The following is a 19,197-nucleotide window of genomic DNA, read 5'->3' on the forward strand; positions in this document are numbered from 1 at the left end:
CCATGGATCAGCGGCGAGCGCGAATGGGCGACGGGATGGCCGATGATGAAGCAGCGTGTCATGGAACGAGGCCGTTGGTTCAGGCGAGAAGATCGAGTTCGCGCAAAACGGCGAGCAAGTCGAGCAGCGGCAGGCCGAGGATGGTGAAATAGTCGCCGTCGATGCGGCCGAACAGCTGCGCCCCGAGCCCCTCGATCTGATAGCCGCCGACGCTCCCCGTCGCCGCCGGTCCCGCCTGCGCGACATAGTGCTCGATGAAACCGGCATCGAGCCGGCGCATGACCAGCCTGGCCCGCCGCATGCCGGTGCGGATGACGGCGCCGTCGCGGGCAAGCGCGAAAGCCGAGGTCAGTTCATGCCTCCTGCCGGACAGGGCCGCGATCTGCAGTACGGCCGCGTTCTCGTCCTCGGGCTTGTGGAAGGCGGTGCCCTCGCAGGTCAGGGTCTGGTCGGCACCGAGCACCCAGCGACCGGGCGCCTGCGCCGAGACAGCGAGCGCCTTGGCAGCGGCGAGCGCGGCCGCGACGCCCGGCGCATCGCCACCGGAAGCGAGGAAGCCAGCCTCGACGGCCCGCTCGTCGATCTCCGGCGGAATGGACTCGACCGGGAGCCCTGCGCCCTGCAGCATGCTTTTCCGCGTGGCGCTACCGGAAGCCAAGAGCAGGGCCTGGTCGCCGCGCCAGAAGGTGGCGGGCGCGCTCACGTCGCGATGAACTTCATGCGGTGGTCGCGCAGCAGGTCGAGGATCGCGGCCGCCGTCTCCTCGATCGAGCGGCGCGTCACGTCGATCACCGGCCAGCCCTTGCGAGCGCAGAGCCGGCGTGACTGGCTGACCTCTTCGGCGACGGAATCAGGGTCGACATAGGGCGTCTCGTCATCGGCGCGCATCGAGAGCAGGCGGTTCTGCCGGATCTGGATGATGCGCTCGGCGCTGGCGACGAGGCCGACGACGAGCGGTTTCTTCAGGCGCTCGATCTCGGGCGGCAGCGGCACATGCGGCACCAGCGGCACATTGGCGGTCTTGATGCCGCGATTGGCGAGATAAATGCTGGTCGGCGTTTTCGAGGTGCGGCTGATGCCGACCAGGATGACATCGGCATTCTCGAGGTCACCGCCGAGCTGGCCGTCATCATGCATCAGCGTGTAGTTCATCGCATCGATGCGGCGGAAATACTCGGCGTTGAGGACGTGCTGCGCGCCGGGGCGAGGCGCTGAGGCCTGGCCGAGATAGGACTGGAACAGCGACAGCACCGGGTTCAGCACCGAGAGGCAGGGACAGCCGATCTCCTGGCAGAAGTTCTCGAGGCGCTGCGCCCATTCCGGCTCGACCAGGGTGTAGAGCACCACGCCGGGCGAGGATTCGATCTCGGCCAGCACGCGCGAAAGCTGATTCTCGGAGCGTACCAGCGGATAGACATGCTCGATGGCGGAGACCGCCTCATACTGCGCCGCGGCGGCACGGCTGACGGCGATGAGGGTTTCGCCGGTCGCGTCGGAGACCAGATGCAGGTGGAAATAATTGCGCGCCACGGGTTTTCCCAGCCTTGCCCGGCCAATCGGATGGGTCTGGTCTAGCGCGGGCGAGCGGCAATTGGAATCGGCGGCAGGACGGCGAAACGCTCCACAGGGGCTGGGGAGGACTGGGGACAAGTCGCGCTTATTCCCGAGGCCGGCAGCGGCCCCGGGATAACTCCCGGATCGCTCAACAGGCAAGCCGGTGTGGACAGGGACCGGATGTTTCACGTGAATCATTTCGCGGCGCGGCATCGCAACGCTCGGCAGGCCGTATTTCGATTGGTTAAGAACTCGTTAACGAGCTGTGTCGGAACCTCGGCAGCGCGGCCCGACCCCGGACAGGCTGTGGATTGGTTGTGGACGGGTTTGTGCCGGGCTATGTCCGGGGCCCCAAGAGTCAAAACAGAAGACTCTCTTAAAATAAGAATCTTTTTAGGGCCGATCGGTAAGTGGTCGCCCCGAGGGCAAGCGAGCGCGATGAACCAGTCTCTTTTCCTGCGGGCCTTGTCGGGCGAGAAGACGGCGGTTCCCCCGCTCTGGCTGATGCGGCAGGCTGGGCGCTATCTGCCCGAGTATCGCGAGATCAGGGCGCAGGCCGGCGGCTTCCTCGAGCTCTGCTACAACCCGGCCTTCGCCACCGAGGTGACCCTGCAGCCGATCCGGCGCTTCGGCTTCGATGCGGCGATCCTGTTCTCGGACATCCTCGTCGTGCCGCATGCGCTGGGCCAGAAGGTCTGGTTCGCCGAAGGCGAGGGACCGAAGCTGGAGCCGCTGAGTGATGCGAGCGACCTTGCCAGGCTCGACGAGACGCTCAACCTGGAACGGCTGGCGCCGGTGTTCGAGACGGTCGAGCGGGTTCGGGCGGCGCTGCCCGCCGAGACGGCGCTGATCGGCTTCTGCGGCGCGCCCTGGACGGTGGCGAGCTATATGCTCGCCGGCAAGGGCACGCCCGACCAGGCACCGGCGCGGCTCGTCGCCTATGCCGACCCGGCTTTCCTCGACCGGCTGATCGAACGGCTGGTCGAGGCTTCGATCGTCTATCTCAACCGCCAGATCGAAGCGGGCGCGCAGGTCGTGCAGGTCTTCGAGAGCTTTGCCAGCGCCCTGCCGCCGGGGCTGATCGAGAAACTCTCCTTCGCGCCGCTGCGCCGGATCGTCGCGGGGGTCAAGGCGAGGCATCCGCAGGCCAAGGTGATCCTGTTCGCCCGTGGTGCCGGGTCGCGGCTGGAAGGGCTGGCGCAAAGCAGCGGGGCCGACGGCATCGGCCTCGACTGGGGCGTGGATCCACGCTGGGCGGCTGCGACGCTGAGCCCGGAGGTGACGCTGCAGGGCAATCTCGACCCGCTGGCGCTGATCGCCGGCGGCGAGGCGCTGCGACATGATGTTGCGGCGATCCGCGAGGCGATGTCGGAGCGGGCCTTTATCTTCAATCTGGGCCATGGCATCCAGCCGCAGACCCCGGTCGCTCATGTCGAGCAACTGGTGAAGCTGGTTCGTTCGTGAGGATTTCGCCGTGACCTATGAATGGATCAAGGCCGTCCATGTGATCGCGGTCATCGCCTGGATGGCGGGCATGCTCTATCTGCCACGCCTGATGGTCTACCATGTCGAGGCACCAGCGGGCTCGATCCAGTCCGAGACCTTCAAGATCATGGAACGGCGGCTGCTCAAGGGCATCATCAATCCGGCGATGAGCCTCGCCTGGGTGCTCGGCCTCTACCTCGCCTGGAGCGGTTTTGGCTTCAAGGGCGGTTGGCTGCACGGCAAGATCGCGCTGGTCCTGGTGCTGTCGGGCCTGCATGGCTATCTCGTCGGCAGGGTCCGGGCCTTCGCCGAAGACCGCAACGACAAGTCGGCGCGCTTCTACCGAATCCTGAACGAGGTGCCGGCGGTGCTGATGGCACTCATCGTCATCCTGGTCATCGTCAAGCCGTTCTGAGCGGGCGCGCGCCGTTTCCTGCTTGAGCCGCGCCGGGAAAGCGGCTATCTAACCCTGCGCTTCCTGTTCGCGTCCTCCCTATCGTCGACGGTTCGTGCCACGTTTGCTCCCGCAGGCGACCACGACATTCCGACATGCGGGCTCCCCGCCCCATCCCGTCGATCCTTTCCTCTGCCTTGCGCCCGCGGCTCCCCGCCCCGGCCGTTAACACCCCAGATCCAGGTGCCCCATGCGGGAAATCAAACTCCACGAACTCAAGGTCAAATCGCCGACCGAGCTGCTCACCTTTGCCGAAGGGCTGGAGGTCGAGAATGCGAGCACGATGCGCAAGCAGGAGCTCATGTTCGCGATCCTGAAGCAGCTCGCGGCCAAGGAGACCGAAATCCTCGGCGAAGGCGTCGTCGAGGTGCTGCAGGATGGCTTCGGCTTCCTGCGCTCCTCCGATTCCAATTATCTGCCGGGTCCCGACGACATCTATGTCTCGCCCTCGCAGATCCGGAAATTCGGGCTGCGCACCGGTGACACGGTCGAAGGGCCGATCCGCGGACCGAAGGATGGCGAGCGCTATTTCGCCCTGCTCAAGGTCAACACCATCAATTTCGAGGATCCCGAGAAGATCCGGCACAAGATCCATTTCGACAACCTGACGCCGCTCTATCCCGACGAGCGGCTGCGGCTCGAGGTGCAGGATCCGACCAAGAAGGACTTTTCACCGCGCGTCATCGACATCGTCGCGCCGATCGGCAAGGGCCAGCGCGCCCTGATCGTGGCGCCGCCGCGCACCGGCAAGACCGTGCTGCTGCAGAACATCGCGCAGTCGATCACCACCAATCACCCGGAATGCTATCTGATCGTGCTGCTGATCGACGAGCGGCCCGAGGAAGTCACCGACATGCAGCGCTCGGTGAAGGGCGAGGTCGTCTCCTCGACCTTCGACGAGCCGGCGACCCGCCACGTCCAGGTCGCCGAGATGGTGATCGAGAAGGCCAAGCGCCTGGTCGAGCACGGCCGTGACGTCGTCATCCTGCTCGATTCGATCACGCGTCTCGGCCGCGCCTACAACACCGTCGTGCCGTCCTCCGGCAAGGTGCTGACCGGTGGTGTCGACGCCAACGCCCTGCAGCGCCCGAAGCGCTTCTTCGGCGCGGCCCGCAATATCGAGGAAGGCGGCTCGCTGACCATCGTCGCGACGGCGCTGATCGACACCGGCAGCCGCATGGACGAGGTGATCTTCGAAGAGTTCAAGGGCACCGGCAACTCGGAAATCATCCTCGACCGCAAGGTCGCCGACAAGCGCATCTTCCCGGCCATCGACATCCTCAAGTCGGGCACCCGCAAGGAAGAGCTCATCACCCCGAAGGATGTGCTGCAGAAGACCTATGTGCTGCGCCGCATCCTCAACCCGATGGGCCCGCAGGACGCGATCGAGTTCCTGATGGACAAGCTGCGCCAGACCAAACAGAACTCCGAGTTCTTCGACTCGATGAACACCTGATCGGGTTCGGATCGACGATGGATCGAAGGCCACGGCACCGCGCCGTGGCCTTTTTTGTTGCCGGTGACTACCAGCCCGAAGCGATGGCCTCGGCCAATCGATTCGGCTCCGTGACGGGCGGCAGGCAGCGGCCATGCCGGCAGATGAAGGCGGCCCCCTTGCCGGCCTGGCGGGCATAGGCGGCGGCAGGGTGGTCCCCGGGCAGCCCGGCGGGATCGGGACAGTCGACCAGCATCGTGGTCAGGAAGGGCATGGCCAGCGCCGCCTGGCGGAAGGCGGCGCGATCCTCGCCGGCCAGCACGATCTCGACGCCGTTGCGGGCAAGATCATAGGCGTTGAGGACCGAGCCATGGGCCATCGGCGCGCGGGAGGCGGCGGCGAGCAGGATTGCGATGAACCGGTCGGCATGGGTGCGATCCTCGGCCCTACCGGTCTGCGCCGCGATGCGCAGCAGGTTCGTGGCGTGCAAACCATTGGCGTTCGGCACGGCATCGTCATGGCTGGGCTGCGGTATGACCGGTAGTGCCGCCGAGTCCGCCCGAGTCATCCGCAGCAATCCGCTGTTCTGCGTGCGGTAGTGCCGGTCGAGATGGCGGCTCCAGGCGGCGGCCGCATCGAAGTAGTGCCGGAGGCCGGTGGCGTCGTGCAGCGCCAGAGCCGCGTCGGCCATCGCGGCGTGGTCGAGCGCGAAGCCGGGGACGATCCTGCGGCCCTGGCGGTAGGAATGGGCCAGACCATCGCCATCGGCCATCGATTCGCTGACGAAATGAAAGGCTCGGGAAGCGAGATCGAGCCAGTCAGGCCGGGCCAGCAGGCCGGCGGACCGGGCCAGCGCCGCGATGGCCAAGCCGTTCCAGTCGGCGAGGATCTTGTCGTCGCGTCCCGGCGGGATGCGCCGAGCTCGCTGTTCGAGAAGCCGCTGGCGTAGTGCGGCAAGGCGCTTCGCATCGTCGGAACCGGGGTCCGGCGTCTCGAGCCGGTTGAGGATCGCGTGGCCTTCCCAGTTGCCGCCGGGCTCCACATCGTAATGGCGGGCGAACAGCGCGGCGTCGTCCGGACCGAGCAACTCGACGAGTTCGGACACGGTCCAGACATAGAACTTGCCTTCCTCGCCTTCGGAATCGGCATCGAGGCTGGCGGCGAAGGCTCCTTCCGGCAGCAGCATGTCGCGGCGCAGCCAGGCGACGATGCCCTCGGCCGCCTCGAACAGGAGCGGATCGCCGCTGCGCTGCGCCTCGAGCGCGTAGAGCGGCAGCAGCTGGGCGTTGTCGTAGAGCATCTTCTCGAAATGCGGCACGAGCCAGCGCTCGTCGACGGCATAGCGGGCGAAGCCGCCGCCGAGATGGTCGTGGATGCCGCCCCGGGCCATCTGCGTCAGGGTCCGGTTGACCATCTGGCGTGAGTCGTCGTCGCCGCTGCGGGCGGCGTGGCGCCAGAGCAGTTCGATCAGGCCGGGATTGGGGAATTTCGGGGCGCCGCCGAGCCCGCCATGGTCGCGGTCGAAGCGCCGGGCGATGCCGTGCGCAATGCCGTCGAGATCGGGCTCGGGCACGGCCTGCCCTCCGGGATCGGCCAGGCTTTGCTGCAAGGCGCCGCGGATGGCGTCGGCGTTGCGGCGAATGCGATCCGGATCCTGCTTATGGACCGTGGCGAGCTGGCGCAGCACCGAGACGAAGCCCGGGCGGCCATAGCGCGCTTCCGGCGGAAAATAGGTGCCGCCCCAGAACGGCGCGCCGTCGGAATCGAGGAACATCGTCAGCGGCCAGCCACCCTGCTCGCCGAGGCTGTGCAACGCGTTCATATAGACATGGTCGATGTCGGGCCGTTCCTCGCGATCGACCTTGATGTTCACGAAGAGCTCGTTCATCACCGCGGCGGTCGCAGGGTCCTCGAAGCTCTCATGCGCCATGACATGGCACCAATGGCAGGCGGCATAGCCGACCGAGAGCAGGACCGGGCGCCGGCTGGCTTTCGCCTCGGCGAAGGCTTCCTCGCTCCACTCCCACCAGTCGACGGGATTGTCGCGATGCTGCAGCAGATAGGGGCTGGCTGCGTCCTTGAGGCGGTTCATGGGCGAGCTTCCGATACGGGCCGGCCAAGGGGCTGGCCAAAGGGCTGGCAAAGAGGCCGGCAGAGGAGCGCGGTATGAGCGGGCCAGCCTATCCGACGATCGTGGCGCTGTCCTCCGCGGCAGGGCGCGCCGGCGTCGCCGTGGTGCGGGTATCGGGCAACCGGGTCCGATTCGTTCTCGAAACGATGATCGGCACGGTCCCGAAGCCACGCTTCGCCCACCTTGCCGCGCTGCGTGATGCCGATGGCGCGGTCATCGATCAGGGCATCGTGTTGTTTTTCCCGGCGCCGGCGAGCTTCACCGGCGAAGACGTCGCGGAGTTCCAGGTCCATGGCTCGCGCGCCGTGCTGGCACGGTTGCTCGCGACCCTGACCGCCGTCCCCGGGGTTCGGCTGGCCGAGCCGGGCGAATTCACGCGTCGTGCCTTCGAGGCCGGCAAGCTCGATCTCGCCGCGGTCGAAGGCCTGGCCGATCTGATCGATTCGGAGACGGAATGGCAGCGCCGCCAGGCACTGCGCCAGATGGAAGGGGCGCTCGGCGCTGCCGCGGCCGAATGGCGCGCCGGCTTGGTCAAGGCGATGACGCTTCTCGAAGCGGAGATCGACTTTGCCGATGAGGGCGACGTCTCTGGGCCGCTGGTCGCCGAGGCTACCGCCATGGCGGGCGCGATCCTGCCGAGCCTCCAGAGTGCGCTTGGCAGCTTCAAGGCCGGCGAGCGCGTCCGCGAAGGCTTCGTCGTCGTGCTGGCGGGGCTGCCCAATGCCGGCAAGTCGACCCTCCTCAACGCGCTGGCGCGCCGCGACGTCGCCATCGTCTCGCCGGTCGCCGGCACGACCCGGGACGCGATCGAGGTCCGGCTCGATCTCGACGGCATTCCGGTCCTGCTCGTCGACACGGCCGGCTTGCGCGAAAGCGCGGACGAGATCGAGATCGAGGGTGTGCGGCGGGCCTTGCAGCGGGTCGTCGATGCCGATCTCACGCTGCATCTGCGCGCGGTCGATTCGGAGCCGGTCTCATTGCCGGAGGGCGCGGCGAGCCTGGCGATCGCCACCAAGATCGACCTGCCGGGACAAAGACTGGCCGGCGAGATCGGCGTCTCCGTCCGGAACGGAGAAGGCCTGGACGAGCTGATCCGGTCGATCGGCGAGCGGTTGCGCGCCATGACCACGCCCGAGCCGGCGCTGCTGACGCGCGAACGGCAACGCGTCGCGGTCGGCGAGGCGGTGGGGGCCATCATGCGCGCCGGCCACCTCCATCCGGGCCAGCCAGAACTGATCGCCGAGGAGCTAAGGCTGGCGGCACGGGCGCTGGAGCGGCTGGTCGGACGGATCGATGTCGAGGACGTGCTGGACGCGCTCTTCTCCGGTTTCTGCATCGGCAAGTGACGAACGGCCGGATCGGCCGGGATTCATGCGCCAAGGCGCTGGATCACGGCTGTTTTCATTGACCGCGCGGCTGGCCTTGGCTAGCGAAGACGACATGTCTCACAGCATCGGAACGGCGCATTACGACGTGATCGTCGTCGGCGGAGGTCATGCCGGCGCCGAAGCCGCAGCGGCTGCGGCTCGGCTTGGCGCGCGGACGGCACTGCTGACCCACAAGATCGCGACGATCGGCGTGATGTCGTGCAATCCGGCGATCGGCGGGCTCGGCAAGGGCCATCTGGTTCGCGAGATCGACGCGCTCGACGGGATCATGGCGCGCTGTGCCGATCAGGGCGGCATCCAGTTCCGCATGCTCAACCGGCGCAAGGGCCCGGCCGTGCGCGGCCCGCGTGCCCAGGCCGACCGTCGGCTCTATCGCGAGGCGGTGCAGGCAGCCCTGGCCGATTATTCCGGACTCGATCTGATCGAGGGTGAGGCTTTCGATCTCGATGTCGCCGAGGGCCAGGTTCGCGGCGTGATCCTGACCGATGGACGTCGATTCGGCTGCGGAACGGTGGTGCTGACCACCGGCACCTTCCTGCGCGGCCTCGTCCATATCGGCGAGAAGAAGATCGCGGCCGGCCGGGTCGATGAGGCGCCGTCCGTGGGCTTGTCATTGACGCTGGAGCGGTATCGCTTCCCGCTCGGACGCCTGAAGACGGGCACGCCGCCGCGGCTCGATGGCCGCAGCATCGACTGGGCGGCGCTCGAGATGCAGGCCGGCGACGACCCGCCCGAGCCGTTCTCGTCCCTGACGGAAGCGATCACGACACCGCAGATTTCCTGCGGGATCACCCGCACGACCTTGGCCACGCATGAGCTGATCCGGGCCAATCTGCATCGTGCCCCGATGTTCTCCGGCCAGATCGAGGGGCGCGGCCCACGCTATTGCCCGTCGATCGAGGACAAGGTCGGGCGCTTCGGCGACCGCGACGGCCACCAGATCTTCCTCGAGCCGGAAGGGCTGGACGATCCGACCGTCTATCCGAACGGCATTTCGACCTCCTTGCCGGAGGATGTGCAGCTTGGCCTGCTGAAGACGATACCGGGGCTCGAGCGCACCGTCATGCTGCGGCCGGGCTATGCGATCGAGTATGATTTCGTCGATCCGCGCGCGCTTGCCGCGACGCTGGAAACACGCGCGATCCGGGGGCTCTTCCTCGCCGGGCAGATCAACGGCACGACGGGCTATGAGGAAGCGGCGGGCCAGGGCCTGCTCGCCGGGGTCAACGCCGCAAGACGGGCGAGTGGCAGCGAGCCGGTCGTGCTGGATCGGGCGCAGTCCTATATCGGCGTCATGGTCGACGATCTGGTGACGCGTGGCGTTACGGAGCCGTACCGGATGTTCACCTCGCGCGCCGAGTTCCGGCTGTCGCTGCGGGTCGACAATGCCGACGAGAGGCTGACGGGGCTTGGGATTGGGCTCGGCCTCGTCGGAGAGACGCGCCGTCGCAAGTTCGAGGCGCGGCAGCAGCAGATCGCGACCCTGACGCAGCGGCTCAAGGAGCGCGTGCTGACGCCGTCCGAGGCCGCGGCGGCGGGATTGCAGGTCAATCGCGATGGCATCAAGCGCAGTGTCTTCGAGATCCTGTCCTATCCGGCCGTCGAGTTTGCGGCGCTTGCGCGGGCCTGGCCCGATCTCGCCGCATTTCCCGAAAGCGTGACGGCGCGGGTCAGCGCCGATGCGACCTATGCGGTCTATCTCGACCGGCAATCGGCGGAGATCGATTCCTACCAGCGCGACCAGGCGCTGGGCCTGCCGCGGGATCTCGACCTGGCCGGAATCTCCGGGCTCTCCAATGAGTTGCGCGCCAAGCTCGAGGCCGCCCAGCCGGCCAATCTGGCGCAGGCGGGGCGGATCGAGGGCATGACGCCGGCGGCGCTGACCCTGCTGGCGGCACATGCGAGGCGCAGAAAGCTCGCGAGCACTGCCGCCGCCGCACCATGACTGTGGGTTCAGTTGATAACTCCGACCGCCGGCGCGGTTTGGACTTGACTCCTGTTTCACGTGAAACAGAGGAGCGCCTCGCTGTCCTGGTCGCGGAGCTGGAGCGCTGGCAGCGAGCCAAGAATCTGGTCTCGGGCGCGACCCTCAGCGAGGTCTGGACACGACATATCGCTGATTCGCTCCAGCTCCTCGATCATGCGCCCGATGCAAGGCGCTGGCTCGATCTCGGCTCCGGCGGCGGCTTTCCCGGGCTCGTGCTCGGAATCCGGCTGGCGGAGCTTGGCGGCCATATCGACCTGGTCGAGAGCAATGGCCGCAAATGCGCCTTTCTGCGTCATGCGGCGCGCCTGACCGGGGCGGCAGTGACGGTCCATGCCGCCCGCATCGAGGATGCGATGCCGCAATTCGTCGGCAAGGTCGATGTCGTCACGGCGCGCGCGCTCGCGCCCTTGCCGCTTCTGCTCGACTGGTGCAAAGAGCTGTTGAGAACCGGTGTGATGGGAGTCTTTCCGAAGGGACAACATCTAGATGCCGAATTGACCGACGCTGCTAAATATTGGAAGATTCAGGCATCAACGTTTCCTTCCGTCACGGATTCAGCGGCGCGTATCCTGGTGATTCGTAGCGCTCAGAAGCGGACCGACTCATGAACGACATAGGCCCTCGGCCCAGCTCCGGCCGGCCTCGTGTCCTGGCCCTCGCCAACCAGAAGGGCGGCGTCGGCAAGACGACGACGGCGATCAATCTCGGTACCGCTTTGGCGGCGATCGGCGAGAAGGTGCTGATCATCGACCTTGATCCGCAGGGCAACGCCTCGACCGGCCTCGGCGTCGATCGCAAGAGCCGGCGCGCCTCGACCTATGACGTGCTCTGCGGCGATATCGGCCTCGGCGCCGCGATGCGGGCCACGGCTGTTCCCAATCTGTTCATTGCGCCCTCGACGCTCGACCTGCTCGGCGTCGAGCTCGAGATCGCCAGCGCCAAGGACCGGGTGCATCGGCTGAAGAAGGCGGTCGACGAGCTCGAGCATGACCAGCGCTGCAGCGAGCTGACCTATATCCTGATCGATTGCCCGCCCTCGCTCAGCCTGATCACGATCAATGCGATGACCGCTTCCGACGCCGTGCTGGTGCCACTGCAATGCGAGTTCTTCGCATTGGAGGGCCTCAGTCAGCTGCTGAAGACGGTCGAGCAGGTGCGCGCCGGCCTCAATCCGCGCTTGATCATCCAGGGCGTGGTGCTGACCATGTATGATCCGCGCAACAACCTCTCCGGCCAGGTGATGGCCGATGTCCGCGACTTCCTCGGCGACAAGGTCTACGAGACCGTGATCCCGCGCAATGTGCGGGTTTCCGAGGCGCCGTCCTACGGCAAGCCTGCTTTGCTCTACGACCTGCGCTGCGCCGGCTCGCAGGCCTATCTGAAGCTGGCCTCCGAAGTGATCAGGCGCGAGCGCACCCTGCGCGCCGCTGCCTGATCCTGAAAGAGCTGGAGAAATCAAGAGGATGACGATGGCGGAGGAACAGGGACGCTCACGTCTTGGCCGTGGTCTCGCCGCGCTGATCGGCGACGTCGGAGACGAAATCGGCGCGATCGACCGGGCCCGTGGCCAGAGGAAGGTGCCGGTCGAGTTCCTGCGTCCCAGCGCCCGCAATCCACGCCGCATCTTCGACGATGCCGAGCTCGAGGACCTGACCTCCTCGGTGCGCGAGCGCGGTATCCTGCAGCCGATCATCGTGCGCTCGTTCCCGGGCATGCTCGATGCCTATGAGATCATCGCCGGCGAACGGCGCTGGCGGGCGGCGCAGCGCGCCGGCCTGCATGAGGTGCCGGTCATCCTGGTCGAGGCCAATGACCGCGAGGCACTCGAGATCGCCATCGTCGAGAACGTGCAGCGCGCCGACCTCAATGCGATCGAGGAGGCGGCGGGCTATGAGCGCCTGATCGCCGAATTCGACTACACCCAGAACGATCTTGCCAAGGTCATCGGCAAGAGCCGCAGCCATGTCGCCAATACCTTGCGCCTGAGCAAGCTGCCGGAACCGGTTCGGCGCATGGTCGGCGAGGGCTCGGTCTCGGCCGGGCATGCGCGGGCCCTGCTCTCTGTTTCGGATCCGGAACAGGTGGCGAAGCGTATCGTCGAGCAGGGCTTGACCGTCCGCGACATCGAGCGGCTCGGCCAGGAAGAGGCGCGCGGCGAAAGCAAGAGCGTGCCTGCCGCCGCGGCGCCGAAGCCGGAGAAGGACCCCGACACCCGCGCCGTCGAGAAGGCGCTGGAGGATGCCCTCGGGCTCGGCGTCGCCATCCGGCACCGCGCCAATGGCGGCGGCGAGATGAAGATCGCCTACAAGACGCTAGAGCAGCTCGAGGCGCTGTGCCGGCGCCTCAAGGCCTGATCAGCTCCGCCCGGCCGAGCCCATCCGCGCCAGCGTCCAGAGCGCCCGCGCCGCAACCGGCCTGGCCATCTCGCCGTCGCGGCGGACCGCGACCATGGCTGCGCCGAGGACCGCCACCGCATCCTTGAGCTTCGCCGCATTCCAGGCGCCGAGTGCTGCCTCCGCCTGGGCCAGCCGCGGATAGGGCAGGCGCATGGCGGCGACGGCATCGCGGGCGCTGCGGCCGGCATCGAGCGCGAAACGCGCCTTCATCAAAGCGAGCGCATGGCGCAGCACGGCGCCGAGCAGGACGCCCTGGTCCAGCCCCTCGCCTGCGAGCTTGCCGAGCGCCAGGTCGAGCGCGGCAAAGCGGCCGGCGAAGACCGCATCGATCACGCTGGCCTGCTCGCGCTGCGCCGTGTCGCCGACCACCGCCTCGACATGGGCCAGGGTCACGCCGGCATCCTGACCGGCATAGAGGATCAGCTTGTCGATCTCCTGACGCGAGGTCTGGCGGTCGCCGCCGAGCAGGCCGACCAGGGCCTCGCGCGTCGCCCGGTCGATGGTCTTGCCGGCGGCGCGCATCATCTCGTCGACGATGGTGCCGAGATCGCGGGCGGCATCGCCATAGCAAGGCACGGCGAGCGCCGATCGCGCCTTCTCGCAGGCGGTCCTGAGCGGGTTGGAGCGTTGCAGATCGCCGGCCTCGACGATGACCACGGCGTCCTGCGACGGGGTCGCCAGCAACGGTTCGACGGCGGCCAGCAACGGCTTGGAGGTCGTCGAAACCCGGATGGCACGCCGGCCGCCGAACAGGCCGATGGTGTTGGCCTCGTCGACCAGTTTCAGCGGGTCGGCGGCGATGTCGTCGCCGCTCATGCGCACGAGCTGGAAGGCGTCCTGCGGGTCGTCGACGCTGGCGCGGGCGAGCATTGCCGCCCGCTCCGAGATCAGCCCGGCATCGGGGCCGTAGAACAGGAAGAGCCGCCAGGCCGGATCCGGTCGCGCCAGCGTCCGGTCGGCCTCATGCGCCTTGATCGTCGCCATGGCGGCCGCGCCGCCGCTCAGGCGGTGAGTTCGGCGGCGATGCGGGCGCGGATCTGCTGGGCCAGGCTCTTGGCCGCCCGGATCTGGGCGTCGCGCGCGGCGCGCAGGGTGGCGAAGCGCTGCAGCGAGCGCTCATAAGGCGCGCGCACCACGCTCTGGCCCGAGGCGACGACCTCGCCTGAGCCGCTGCGCAGCAATTGCCAGTCGGCGGTGGCGACGAGAATGGCGGAATCGGCACGGCCATTGGCGTAGTCGACGGTGATGACCTCGAGCGATTCGGTGGTGGTGGCGACCAGCCGCAGCTTCTTCTGGACATCGGGGGCGCCGCCGCCGTCGAGTTCGAAGACCAGTTCGTTGCGCAGATAATGCCCGACCAGGCCCTTGATCTCGGGAACCTCGATGCTGAGCATGGCATTGCGGACATTGTCGCCGACCTTGCTCACCGTGCCTTCGGCATAGAGCGGCCGAAAGCAGCCGCCGGCCAGGGCCGCAAGCGCGAGCACGGCGGCGAGCGCGAGCGGTCGGCCACGGCGGCGGATGGTTCCGGCTTCAGACGACGACATTCACGATTCTCCCCGGAACCACGATGATCTTGCGGATCGCCCGGCCTTCCAGCGCCCTGACGACGGCTTCCGAGGCCCTCGCCGCGGCCTCGACCGCCACCGTATCGGCATCGGCCGCGATCGTCACTTCGGCCCGCTTCTTGCCGTTGATCTGCACCGGCAGGATGATGCTGTCATCGCGTAACAATTCCGTTTCCGCCTCCGGCCAGGCGGCCTCGCCGACGAGGCCCGGCAGGCCGAGCGCCTGCCAGCATTCCTCGGCGAGGTGCGGCATCATCGGTGCGACAAGCTGCGTCGCGATCATGGCGGATTCATGCAGCGCGAAGGCGGTGTCTGCCGGAAGCTCGGGGCTTTCGGCCGCGGCGTCGAGCGTCTTGGCGATGGCGTTGGTCAGCGAATAGACATGCGCCACGCAACGGTTGAAGGCGAGGCGCTCGATATCGGCGCCGACCGCGTGCAAGGCGCGGTGGCTGGCCTTGCGCAGCACCAGGGCGGCCTCGCCGAAGCCGGCGGGGCGCGTCACGCGATTGCCGGTGCGCTCGCCGATCTCGCCGACCAGCCGCCAGAGGCGCTGGACGAAGCGGGCCGAGCCCTGCACGCCTTCATCGGTCCAGATCACGTCGCGATCCGGCGGCGAATCGGAGAGCATGAACCAGCGCGCCGTATCGGCTCCGTAGGAGGCGATGATGTCGTCGGGATCGACGACGTTCTTCTTCGATTTCGACATCTTCTCGATCGAGCCGATCTCGATCGGGGCGCCGGTGTCGACATGAAAGCCGCGGCGCTCGCTGCCCTGCGTCTCGATCCGGACATTGCCGGGCTCGATCCAGCTGCCGTCCTGCGCCCGGTAGGTCTCGTGCACCACCATGCCCTGGGTGAACATGCCGTCGAAGGGCTCGTCCGTGCCGGCATGGCCGGTCGCCTTCATCGCCCGGGTGAAGAAGCGCGAATAGAGCAGATGCAGGATCGCGTGCTCGACGCCGCCGATATACTGGTCGATCGGCAGGAAGCGGTCGACCGCGGCGCGCTCGGTCGGGCTGTTCTCGAGCCAGGGATTGGTGAAGCGGGCGAAATACCAGGACGAATCGACGAAGGTGTCCATCGTGTCGGTCTCGCGCCGCGCCGCCTTGCCGCATTGCGGGCAGGCGACGTGCTTCCAGCTCGGATGATGGTCGAGCGGGTTGCCCGGCTTGTCGAAGGAGACATCGTCGGGCAGCTGCACCGGCAGGTCGGCGGCGGGCACCGGCACCGTGCCGCAATCGGCGCAGTGGATCACCGGGATCGGGCAGCCCCAATAGCGCTGGCGCGAGACGCCCCAGTCGCGCAGCCGGAAATTGACCTTGCGCTGGCCGACAGGCCGGTTGCCGCGGATTTCCGTCTCGAGACGGCGTGCGATATCTTCTTTCGCCTCCGGAATGGTCATGCCGTCGAGGAAACGCGAATTGATCATCCGGCCCTCACCGTCATAGGCCGCGTCGGTGATCGTGAAGCTGGCCGGGTCGACGCCTTCCGGGCAGACCACCGGGGTGTTGCCCAGCCCGTATTTGTTGACGAAGTCGAGATCGCGCTGGTCATGGGCCGGGCAGCCGAAAATGGCGCCGGTGCCGTATTCCATCAGGATGAAGTTCGCCACATAGATCGGCAATGTCCATGACGGATCAAAGGGATGGACGGCGCGCAGGCCGGTGTCGAAGCCGAGCTTCCCGGCCTTGTCGATGCTCTCCTGCGCCGTTCCGGTCTTCCTGCATTCGGCGATGAAGGCCTGGAGCTCCGGATTGTCGGCGGCCGCCGCCTTGGCCAGCGGATGATCGGGCGAGACGGCCATGAACCTTGCGCCGAACAGCGTATCCGGGCGGGTCGTGTAGATCTCGAGCTCGTCCTGGCCATGGACATTCGATTCGAGTACGAAACGAACCAGTAGCCCCTCGGAGCGGCCGATCCAGTTCTTCTGCATCAGGCGGACCTTGTCGGGCCAGCGCGCCAGCCCGTCGAGGGCGTCGTTGAGCTCCTGGGCGTAGGCGGTGATCCTGAAGAACCACTGCGTCAGCTCGCGCTGCTCGACGACGGCGCCCGAGCGCCAGCCCCGGCCGTCGATGACCTGCTCATTGGCGAGCACGGTCTCGTCGACCGGGTCCCAGTTGACCTTGGCGGTCTTGCGGTCGACCAGCCCGGCCTTGAGGAAATCGAGGAAGAGCTTCTGCTGGTGGCGGTAATAGCTCGGATCGCAGGTGGCGAGCTCGCGGCTCCAGTCGAGCGACAGGCCCATCGACTGCAACTGCGTCCGCATCGTCGCGATATTGGCATAGGTCCACTCGCGCGGATGGACCTTGTTGGCCTTGGCGGCGTTCTCGGCCGGCAGGCCGAAAGCATCCCAGCCCATCGGATGCAGCACCGCGAAGCCCTTGGCACGCTTGTAGCGCGCCACCACGTCGCCCATGGCGTAATTGCGGACATGGCCCATATGGATGCGCCCCGACGGATAGGGGAACATCTCGAGCACGTAATAGGCCGGACGTGGGTCGTCATTGCGGGTCTCGAAGAGCTTGCGCTCATCCCAGACCTGGCGCCATTTCGGCTCGGCTTCCTTCGGATTGTAGCGTTCGGCGGCCATGCTGATCGTGTCGTTCTTGCGTGATCGGACTGGCCCGGACTAGGACACCATCGGGCGCGCCGGGTCAATGTTTGGAAAGGCTTGGCGGCGATGCGGGCAAGGGACGAAAGCGATGCAGGACGTGGTGACGGGGTTGCAGGAGACGAGGGCCGCCATCGCCCGGGCGGCACGCGATTTCGGCCGCCGGCCGGAGGAGGTGACGCTTGTCGCCGTCTCCAAGACCAAGCCGGCCGAGGCGATCCTGCCGGTGCTCGATGCCGGCCAAGCCGATTTCGGCGAGAACTATGTCCAGGAGGCCAAGACGAAATGGCCGGCGCTGCGCGAGCGCTTTCCGCAGGCGCAACTGCACATGATCGGGCCGCTGCAATCCAACAAGGCGCGCGAGGCGGTGGCGCTGTTCGACGCGATCCATTCGCTCGACCGCGAGAGCCTCGCCAAGGAACTGGCCCGCGAGATCGCCCGCAGCGGCCGGGCGCCGCGGCTGGTGGTCCAGGTCAATACCGGAGCCGAGCCGCAGAAGGGCGGCGTGCTGCCCGGCGAGACCGACGCCTTCCTGGAAAGCTGCCGGGTCACCTATGGGCTGGTGGTCGAGGGGCTGATGTGCATTCCGCCGGCCGAGGAACCGCCCTCGCCGCATTTCGCGCTGCTCGCCAAGATCGCCGCCCGCAACGGGCTCGCGACGCTCTCCATGGGCATGAGCGCCGACTATGAGGCGGCGATCCAGCTTGGCGCCACGCATGTCCGCGTCGGCAGCGCGATCTTCGGTGCGCGCGATGACGGCACTACCGGGTAGCCAGCTGATATCGTTGACGGTTTTTGGGTAGTGCCAGGTAGTGCCGGGCACGGGCGCGAGAGCTTGGTATGTAATCCCGGAAACGTCATTCCGGCCGCAGCGAAGCGGAGCGCCGGAATCCATCGTAGGGCTGTGGCGCTCTACGATGGATTCCGGAGCTGCGCGGCTTCGCCGCTTGTCCGGAATGACGGAGTGGTTCCGCGGAAATCAGGCTAGCGAACCACCAACGTGCAGCCGCGCGCCAGGCGCGGCAGCACCTTGGCGAAGACATGGCCCTCGACGGCCACGCAGCCGGCGGTGGGCATGAAGCCGGGCCGGGCGAGGTGCCAGAAGATCGCGCTGCCGCGGCCGCGCCGCACCGGCGCGTCGTTCCAGCCGAGCTCGACGATGACGTCGTAGAGGTTATCGGCGCGGGCCAGCCGCTCCTCGGCCTCGCCCGGCGGCCGGTCGATCAGGCGGTTGTAGCGCCGGTCGGCATTGTCGTCGCACCAGGCGTCGCGGGGGCCGATCCGGCGCGCCGGCAGCAGGCTCGCCGGCCGCGGCAGCCGGTCGCCGCGAAAGAAGACCCGGCGCAGCGGCAGTTTGGCGCGCGGCGTGCCGCCATCGCCTTCGCGCTTGTCGACGACGATGCCGGAACGGCCGAGCGCACAGGGAAACACTGCGCCGCCGGCCTTCAGGAAGCCCTTGCGGCGATCGCGCACCGAGCGCACCACCGTGATCCGCGTCAGCCGGCGGCCGCCGGCGCTGCCTTCAGGTTTTCTCACGGCGATCCCGTTCCGCACGACTTGCCGGCCGCCGGAGGCGGCCCGGAGCCGAGCTCTTCTCTCGTCGAATGGTTAGCGCCGGATGAACGCGAAAAGCCGATTGCCGTCGGCTCGCCTGCGGTTCCAGATCGCGGTGAAGCCGGGCGGAAGCGCCCGGATGAGAAAACGTGATCGTCGGCATAGGGTTGGCGCATGGCTTCCGCGAAAAACCGGTTCCCACTTTTTCCTGCCATGCTCTAGTGTTGCCTGACCGCAACCGAGCTGAATCGGCATCATGTCAGCCACGCATCATATCCTGCTCGTCGACGACGACCAGACCCTGCGCGACGCGCTCGCCGAGCAGCTGGCGCTTTACGACGAGTTCCGCGTCTCCTCGGCAGCGACGGCGACCGCGAGCGTCAGGACGGTCCAGACCGAACGCGTCGATCTGGCGGTGATGGATGTCGGCCTGCCGGACATGGATGGGCGCGAGGCGGTGAAGCTGATGCGCAAGAACGGTTTCAAGAGCCCGGTGATCATGCTGACCGGTCAGGGCTCGGATGCCGACACCGTGCTCGGGCTCGAGGCCGGGGCCAACGACTATGTCGTCAAGCCGTTCAAGTTCGCGGTGCTGCTCGCCCGCATCCGGGCGCATCTGCGGCAATACGAGGCC

The 19,197-nt window shown here is 67.3% G+C and carries 17 protein-coding genes; 10 read left to right on the forward strand and 7 right to left on the reverse strand.

Annotated elements, in window-relative coordinates; genetic code table 11:
• Nucleotides 1–79 precede the first annotated feature (79 nt).
• Both V6M56_RS22325 and V6M56_RS22330 read right to left on the reverse strand, forming a co-directional pair.
• Entirely contained in the window at nt 80–703 is a 624-nt protein-coding gene (locus tag V6M56_RS22325) for a Maf family protein (protein ID WP_332687219.1), read from the reverse strand.
• The gene (locus V6M56_RS22330) at nt 700–1,530 is read right to left on the reverse strand and encodes a pyruvate, water dikinase regulatory protein (protein WP_332687220.1); all 831 of its coding nucleotides are present in this window, start codon (nt 1,528–1,530) and stop codon (nt 700–702) included. The genes V6M56_RS22325 and V6M56_RS22330 overlap by 4 nt, the downstream gene beginning before the upstream one ends.
• Before the next feature lie 462 nt (nt 1,531–1,992).
• On the opposite strand from V6M56_RS22330, the gene hemE reads away from it, so the two are divergent.
• The 3 genes from hemE (at nt 1,993) to rho (ending at nt 4,949) form a co-directional block, all read left to right on the forward strand.
• Nucleotides 1,993–3,018 carry a uroporphyrinogen decarboxylase gene (hemE, locus tag V6M56_RS22335; RefSeq protein ID WP_332687222.1) on the forward strand — a complete coding sequence of 342 codons (1,026 nt, stop codon included), beginning with the start codon at nt 1,993–1,995 and terminating at the stop codon, nt 3,016–3,018.
• 10 nt (nt 3,019–3,028) lie between these two features.
• The gene (gene hemJ, locus V6M56_RS22340; RefSeq protein ID WP_332687224.1) at nt 3,029–3,454 is read left to right on the forward strand and encodes a protoporphyrinogen oxidase HemJ; all 426 of its coding nucleotides are present in this window, start codon (nt 3,029–3,031) and stop codon (nt 3,452–3,454) included.
• A gap of 229 nt (nt 3,455–3,683) precedes the next feature.
• Nucleotides 3,684–4,949, forward strand: a complete 1,266-nt coding sequence (gene rho / locus V6M56_RS22345) for a transcription termination factor Rho (protein ID WP_332687226.1) — start codon at nt 3,684–3,686, stop codon at nt 4,947–4,949.
• Between the two features lie 67 nt (nt 4,950–5,016).
• Here the strand turns inward: rho and V6M56_RS22350 are convergent, their stop codons facing one another.
• Entirely contained in the window at nt 5,017–7,020 is a 2,004-nt protein-coding gene (locus tag V6M56_RS22350; protein WP_332687228.1) for a thioredoxin domain-containing protein, read from the reverse strand.
• A gap of 74 nt (nt 7,021–7,094) precedes the next feature.
• On the opposite strand from V6M56_RS22350, the gene mnmE reads away from it, so the two are divergent.
• From mnmE to V6M56_RS22375, 5 genes are all read left to right on the forward strand, one after another.
• A complete protein-coding gene (gene mnmE, locus V6M56_RS22355) occupies nt 7,095–8,405 on the forward strand; it encodes a tRNA uridine-5-carboxymethylaminomethyl(34) synthesis GTPase MnmE (RefSeq protein WP_332687230.1) in 1,311 nt (436 codons plus the stop codon).
• Between the two features lie 94 nt (nt 8,406–8,499).
• Complete coding sequence (gene mnmG / locus V6M56_RS22360; RefSeq protein ID WP_332687232.1) at nt 8,500–10,392, forward strand: tRNA uridine-5-carboxymethylaminomethyl(34) synthesis enzyme MnmG; 1,893 nt, start codon at nt 8,500–8,502, stop codon at nt 10,390–10,392.
• The gene (gene rsmG, locus V6M56_RS22365; protein ID WP_332687234.1) at nt 10,389–11,042 is read left to right on the forward strand and encodes a 16S rRNA (guanine(527)-N(7))-methyltransferase RsmG; all 654 of its coding nucleotides are present in this window, start codon (nt 10,389–10,391) and stop codon (nt 11,040–11,042) included. The genes mnmG and rsmG overlap by 4 nt, the downstream gene beginning before the upstream one ends.
• On the forward strand, nt 11,039–11,869 hold the full coding sequence (locus V6M56_RS22370; protein ID WP_332687236.1) for a ParA family protein: 831 nt from the start codon (nt 11,039–11,041) through the stop codon (nt 11,867–11,869). Before rsmG ends, V6M56_RS22370 begins: the two co-directional genes overlap by 4 nt.
• A 34-nt stretch (nt 11,870–11,903) precedes the next feature.
• Nucleotides 11,904–12,788, forward strand: a complete 885-nt coding sequence (locus V6M56_RS22375) for a ParB/RepB/Spo0J family partition protein (RefSeq protein ID WP_332687238.1) — start codon at nt 11,904–11,906, stop codon at nt 12,786–12,788.
• On the opposite strand, the gene holA is transcribed toward V6M56_RS22375, so the two are convergent.
• The 3 genes from holA to leuS are packed head-to-tail and all read right to left on the reverse strand — an operon-like array spanning nt 12,789 to nt 16,988.
• Nucleotides 12,789–13,814, reverse strand: coding sequence for a DNA polymerase III subunit delta (gene holA, locus V6M56_RS22380; RefSeq protein WP_332687240.1), 1,026 nt, complete (start codon nt 13,812–13,814; stop codon nt 12,789–12,791).
• A gap of 17 nt (nt 13,815–13,831) precedes the next feature.
• The gene (gene lptE / locus V6M56_RS22385; RefSeq protein ID WP_332687242.1) at nt 13,832–14,377 is read right to left on the reverse strand and encodes an LPS assembly lipoprotein LptE; all 546 of its coding nucleotides are present in this window, start codon (nt 14,375–14,377) and stop codon (nt 13,832–13,834) included.
• Nucleotides 14,364–16,988, reverse strand: a complete 2,625-nt coding sequence (gene leuS / locus V6M56_RS22390) for a leucine--tRNA ligase (protein WP_332687244.1) — start codon at nt 16,986–16,988, stop codon at nt 14,364–14,366. Before leuS ends, lptE begins: the two co-directional genes overlap by 14 nt.
• A gap of 112 nt (nt 16,989–17,100) precedes the next feature.
• Between leuS and V6M56_RS22395 the strand changes: the two genes are divergently transcribed.
• Nucleotides 17,101–17,781, forward strand: coding sequence for a YggS family pyridoxal phosphate-dependent enzyme (locus V6M56_RS22395; protein WP_332687245.1), 681 nt, complete (start codon nt 17,101–17,103; stop codon nt 17,779–17,781).
• Between the two features lie 212 nt (nt 17,782–17,993).
• Here the strand turns inward: V6M56_RS22395 and V6M56_RS22400 are convergent, their stop codons facing one another.
• Complete coding sequence (locus tag V6M56_RS22400) at nt 17,994–18,545, reverse strand: L,D-transpeptidase family protein (RefSeq protein ID WP_332687246.1); 552 nt, start codon at nt 18,543–18,545, stop codon at nt 17,994–17,996.
• Between the two features lie 274 nt (nt 18,546–18,819).
• Here V6M56_RS22400 and V6M56_RS22405 point away from each other — a divergent pair.
• On the forward strand, nt 18,820–19,197 hold a 378-nt coding region (locus tag V6M56_RS22405; RefSeq protein ID WP_332687248.1), incomplete at its 3' end, for a response regulator transcription factor.

This window comes from Allobosea sp. (assembly GCF_036675845.1).
Classification (GTDB): domain Bacteria; phylum Pseudomonadota; class Alphaproteobacteria; order Rhizobiales; family Beijerinckiaceae; genus Allobosea.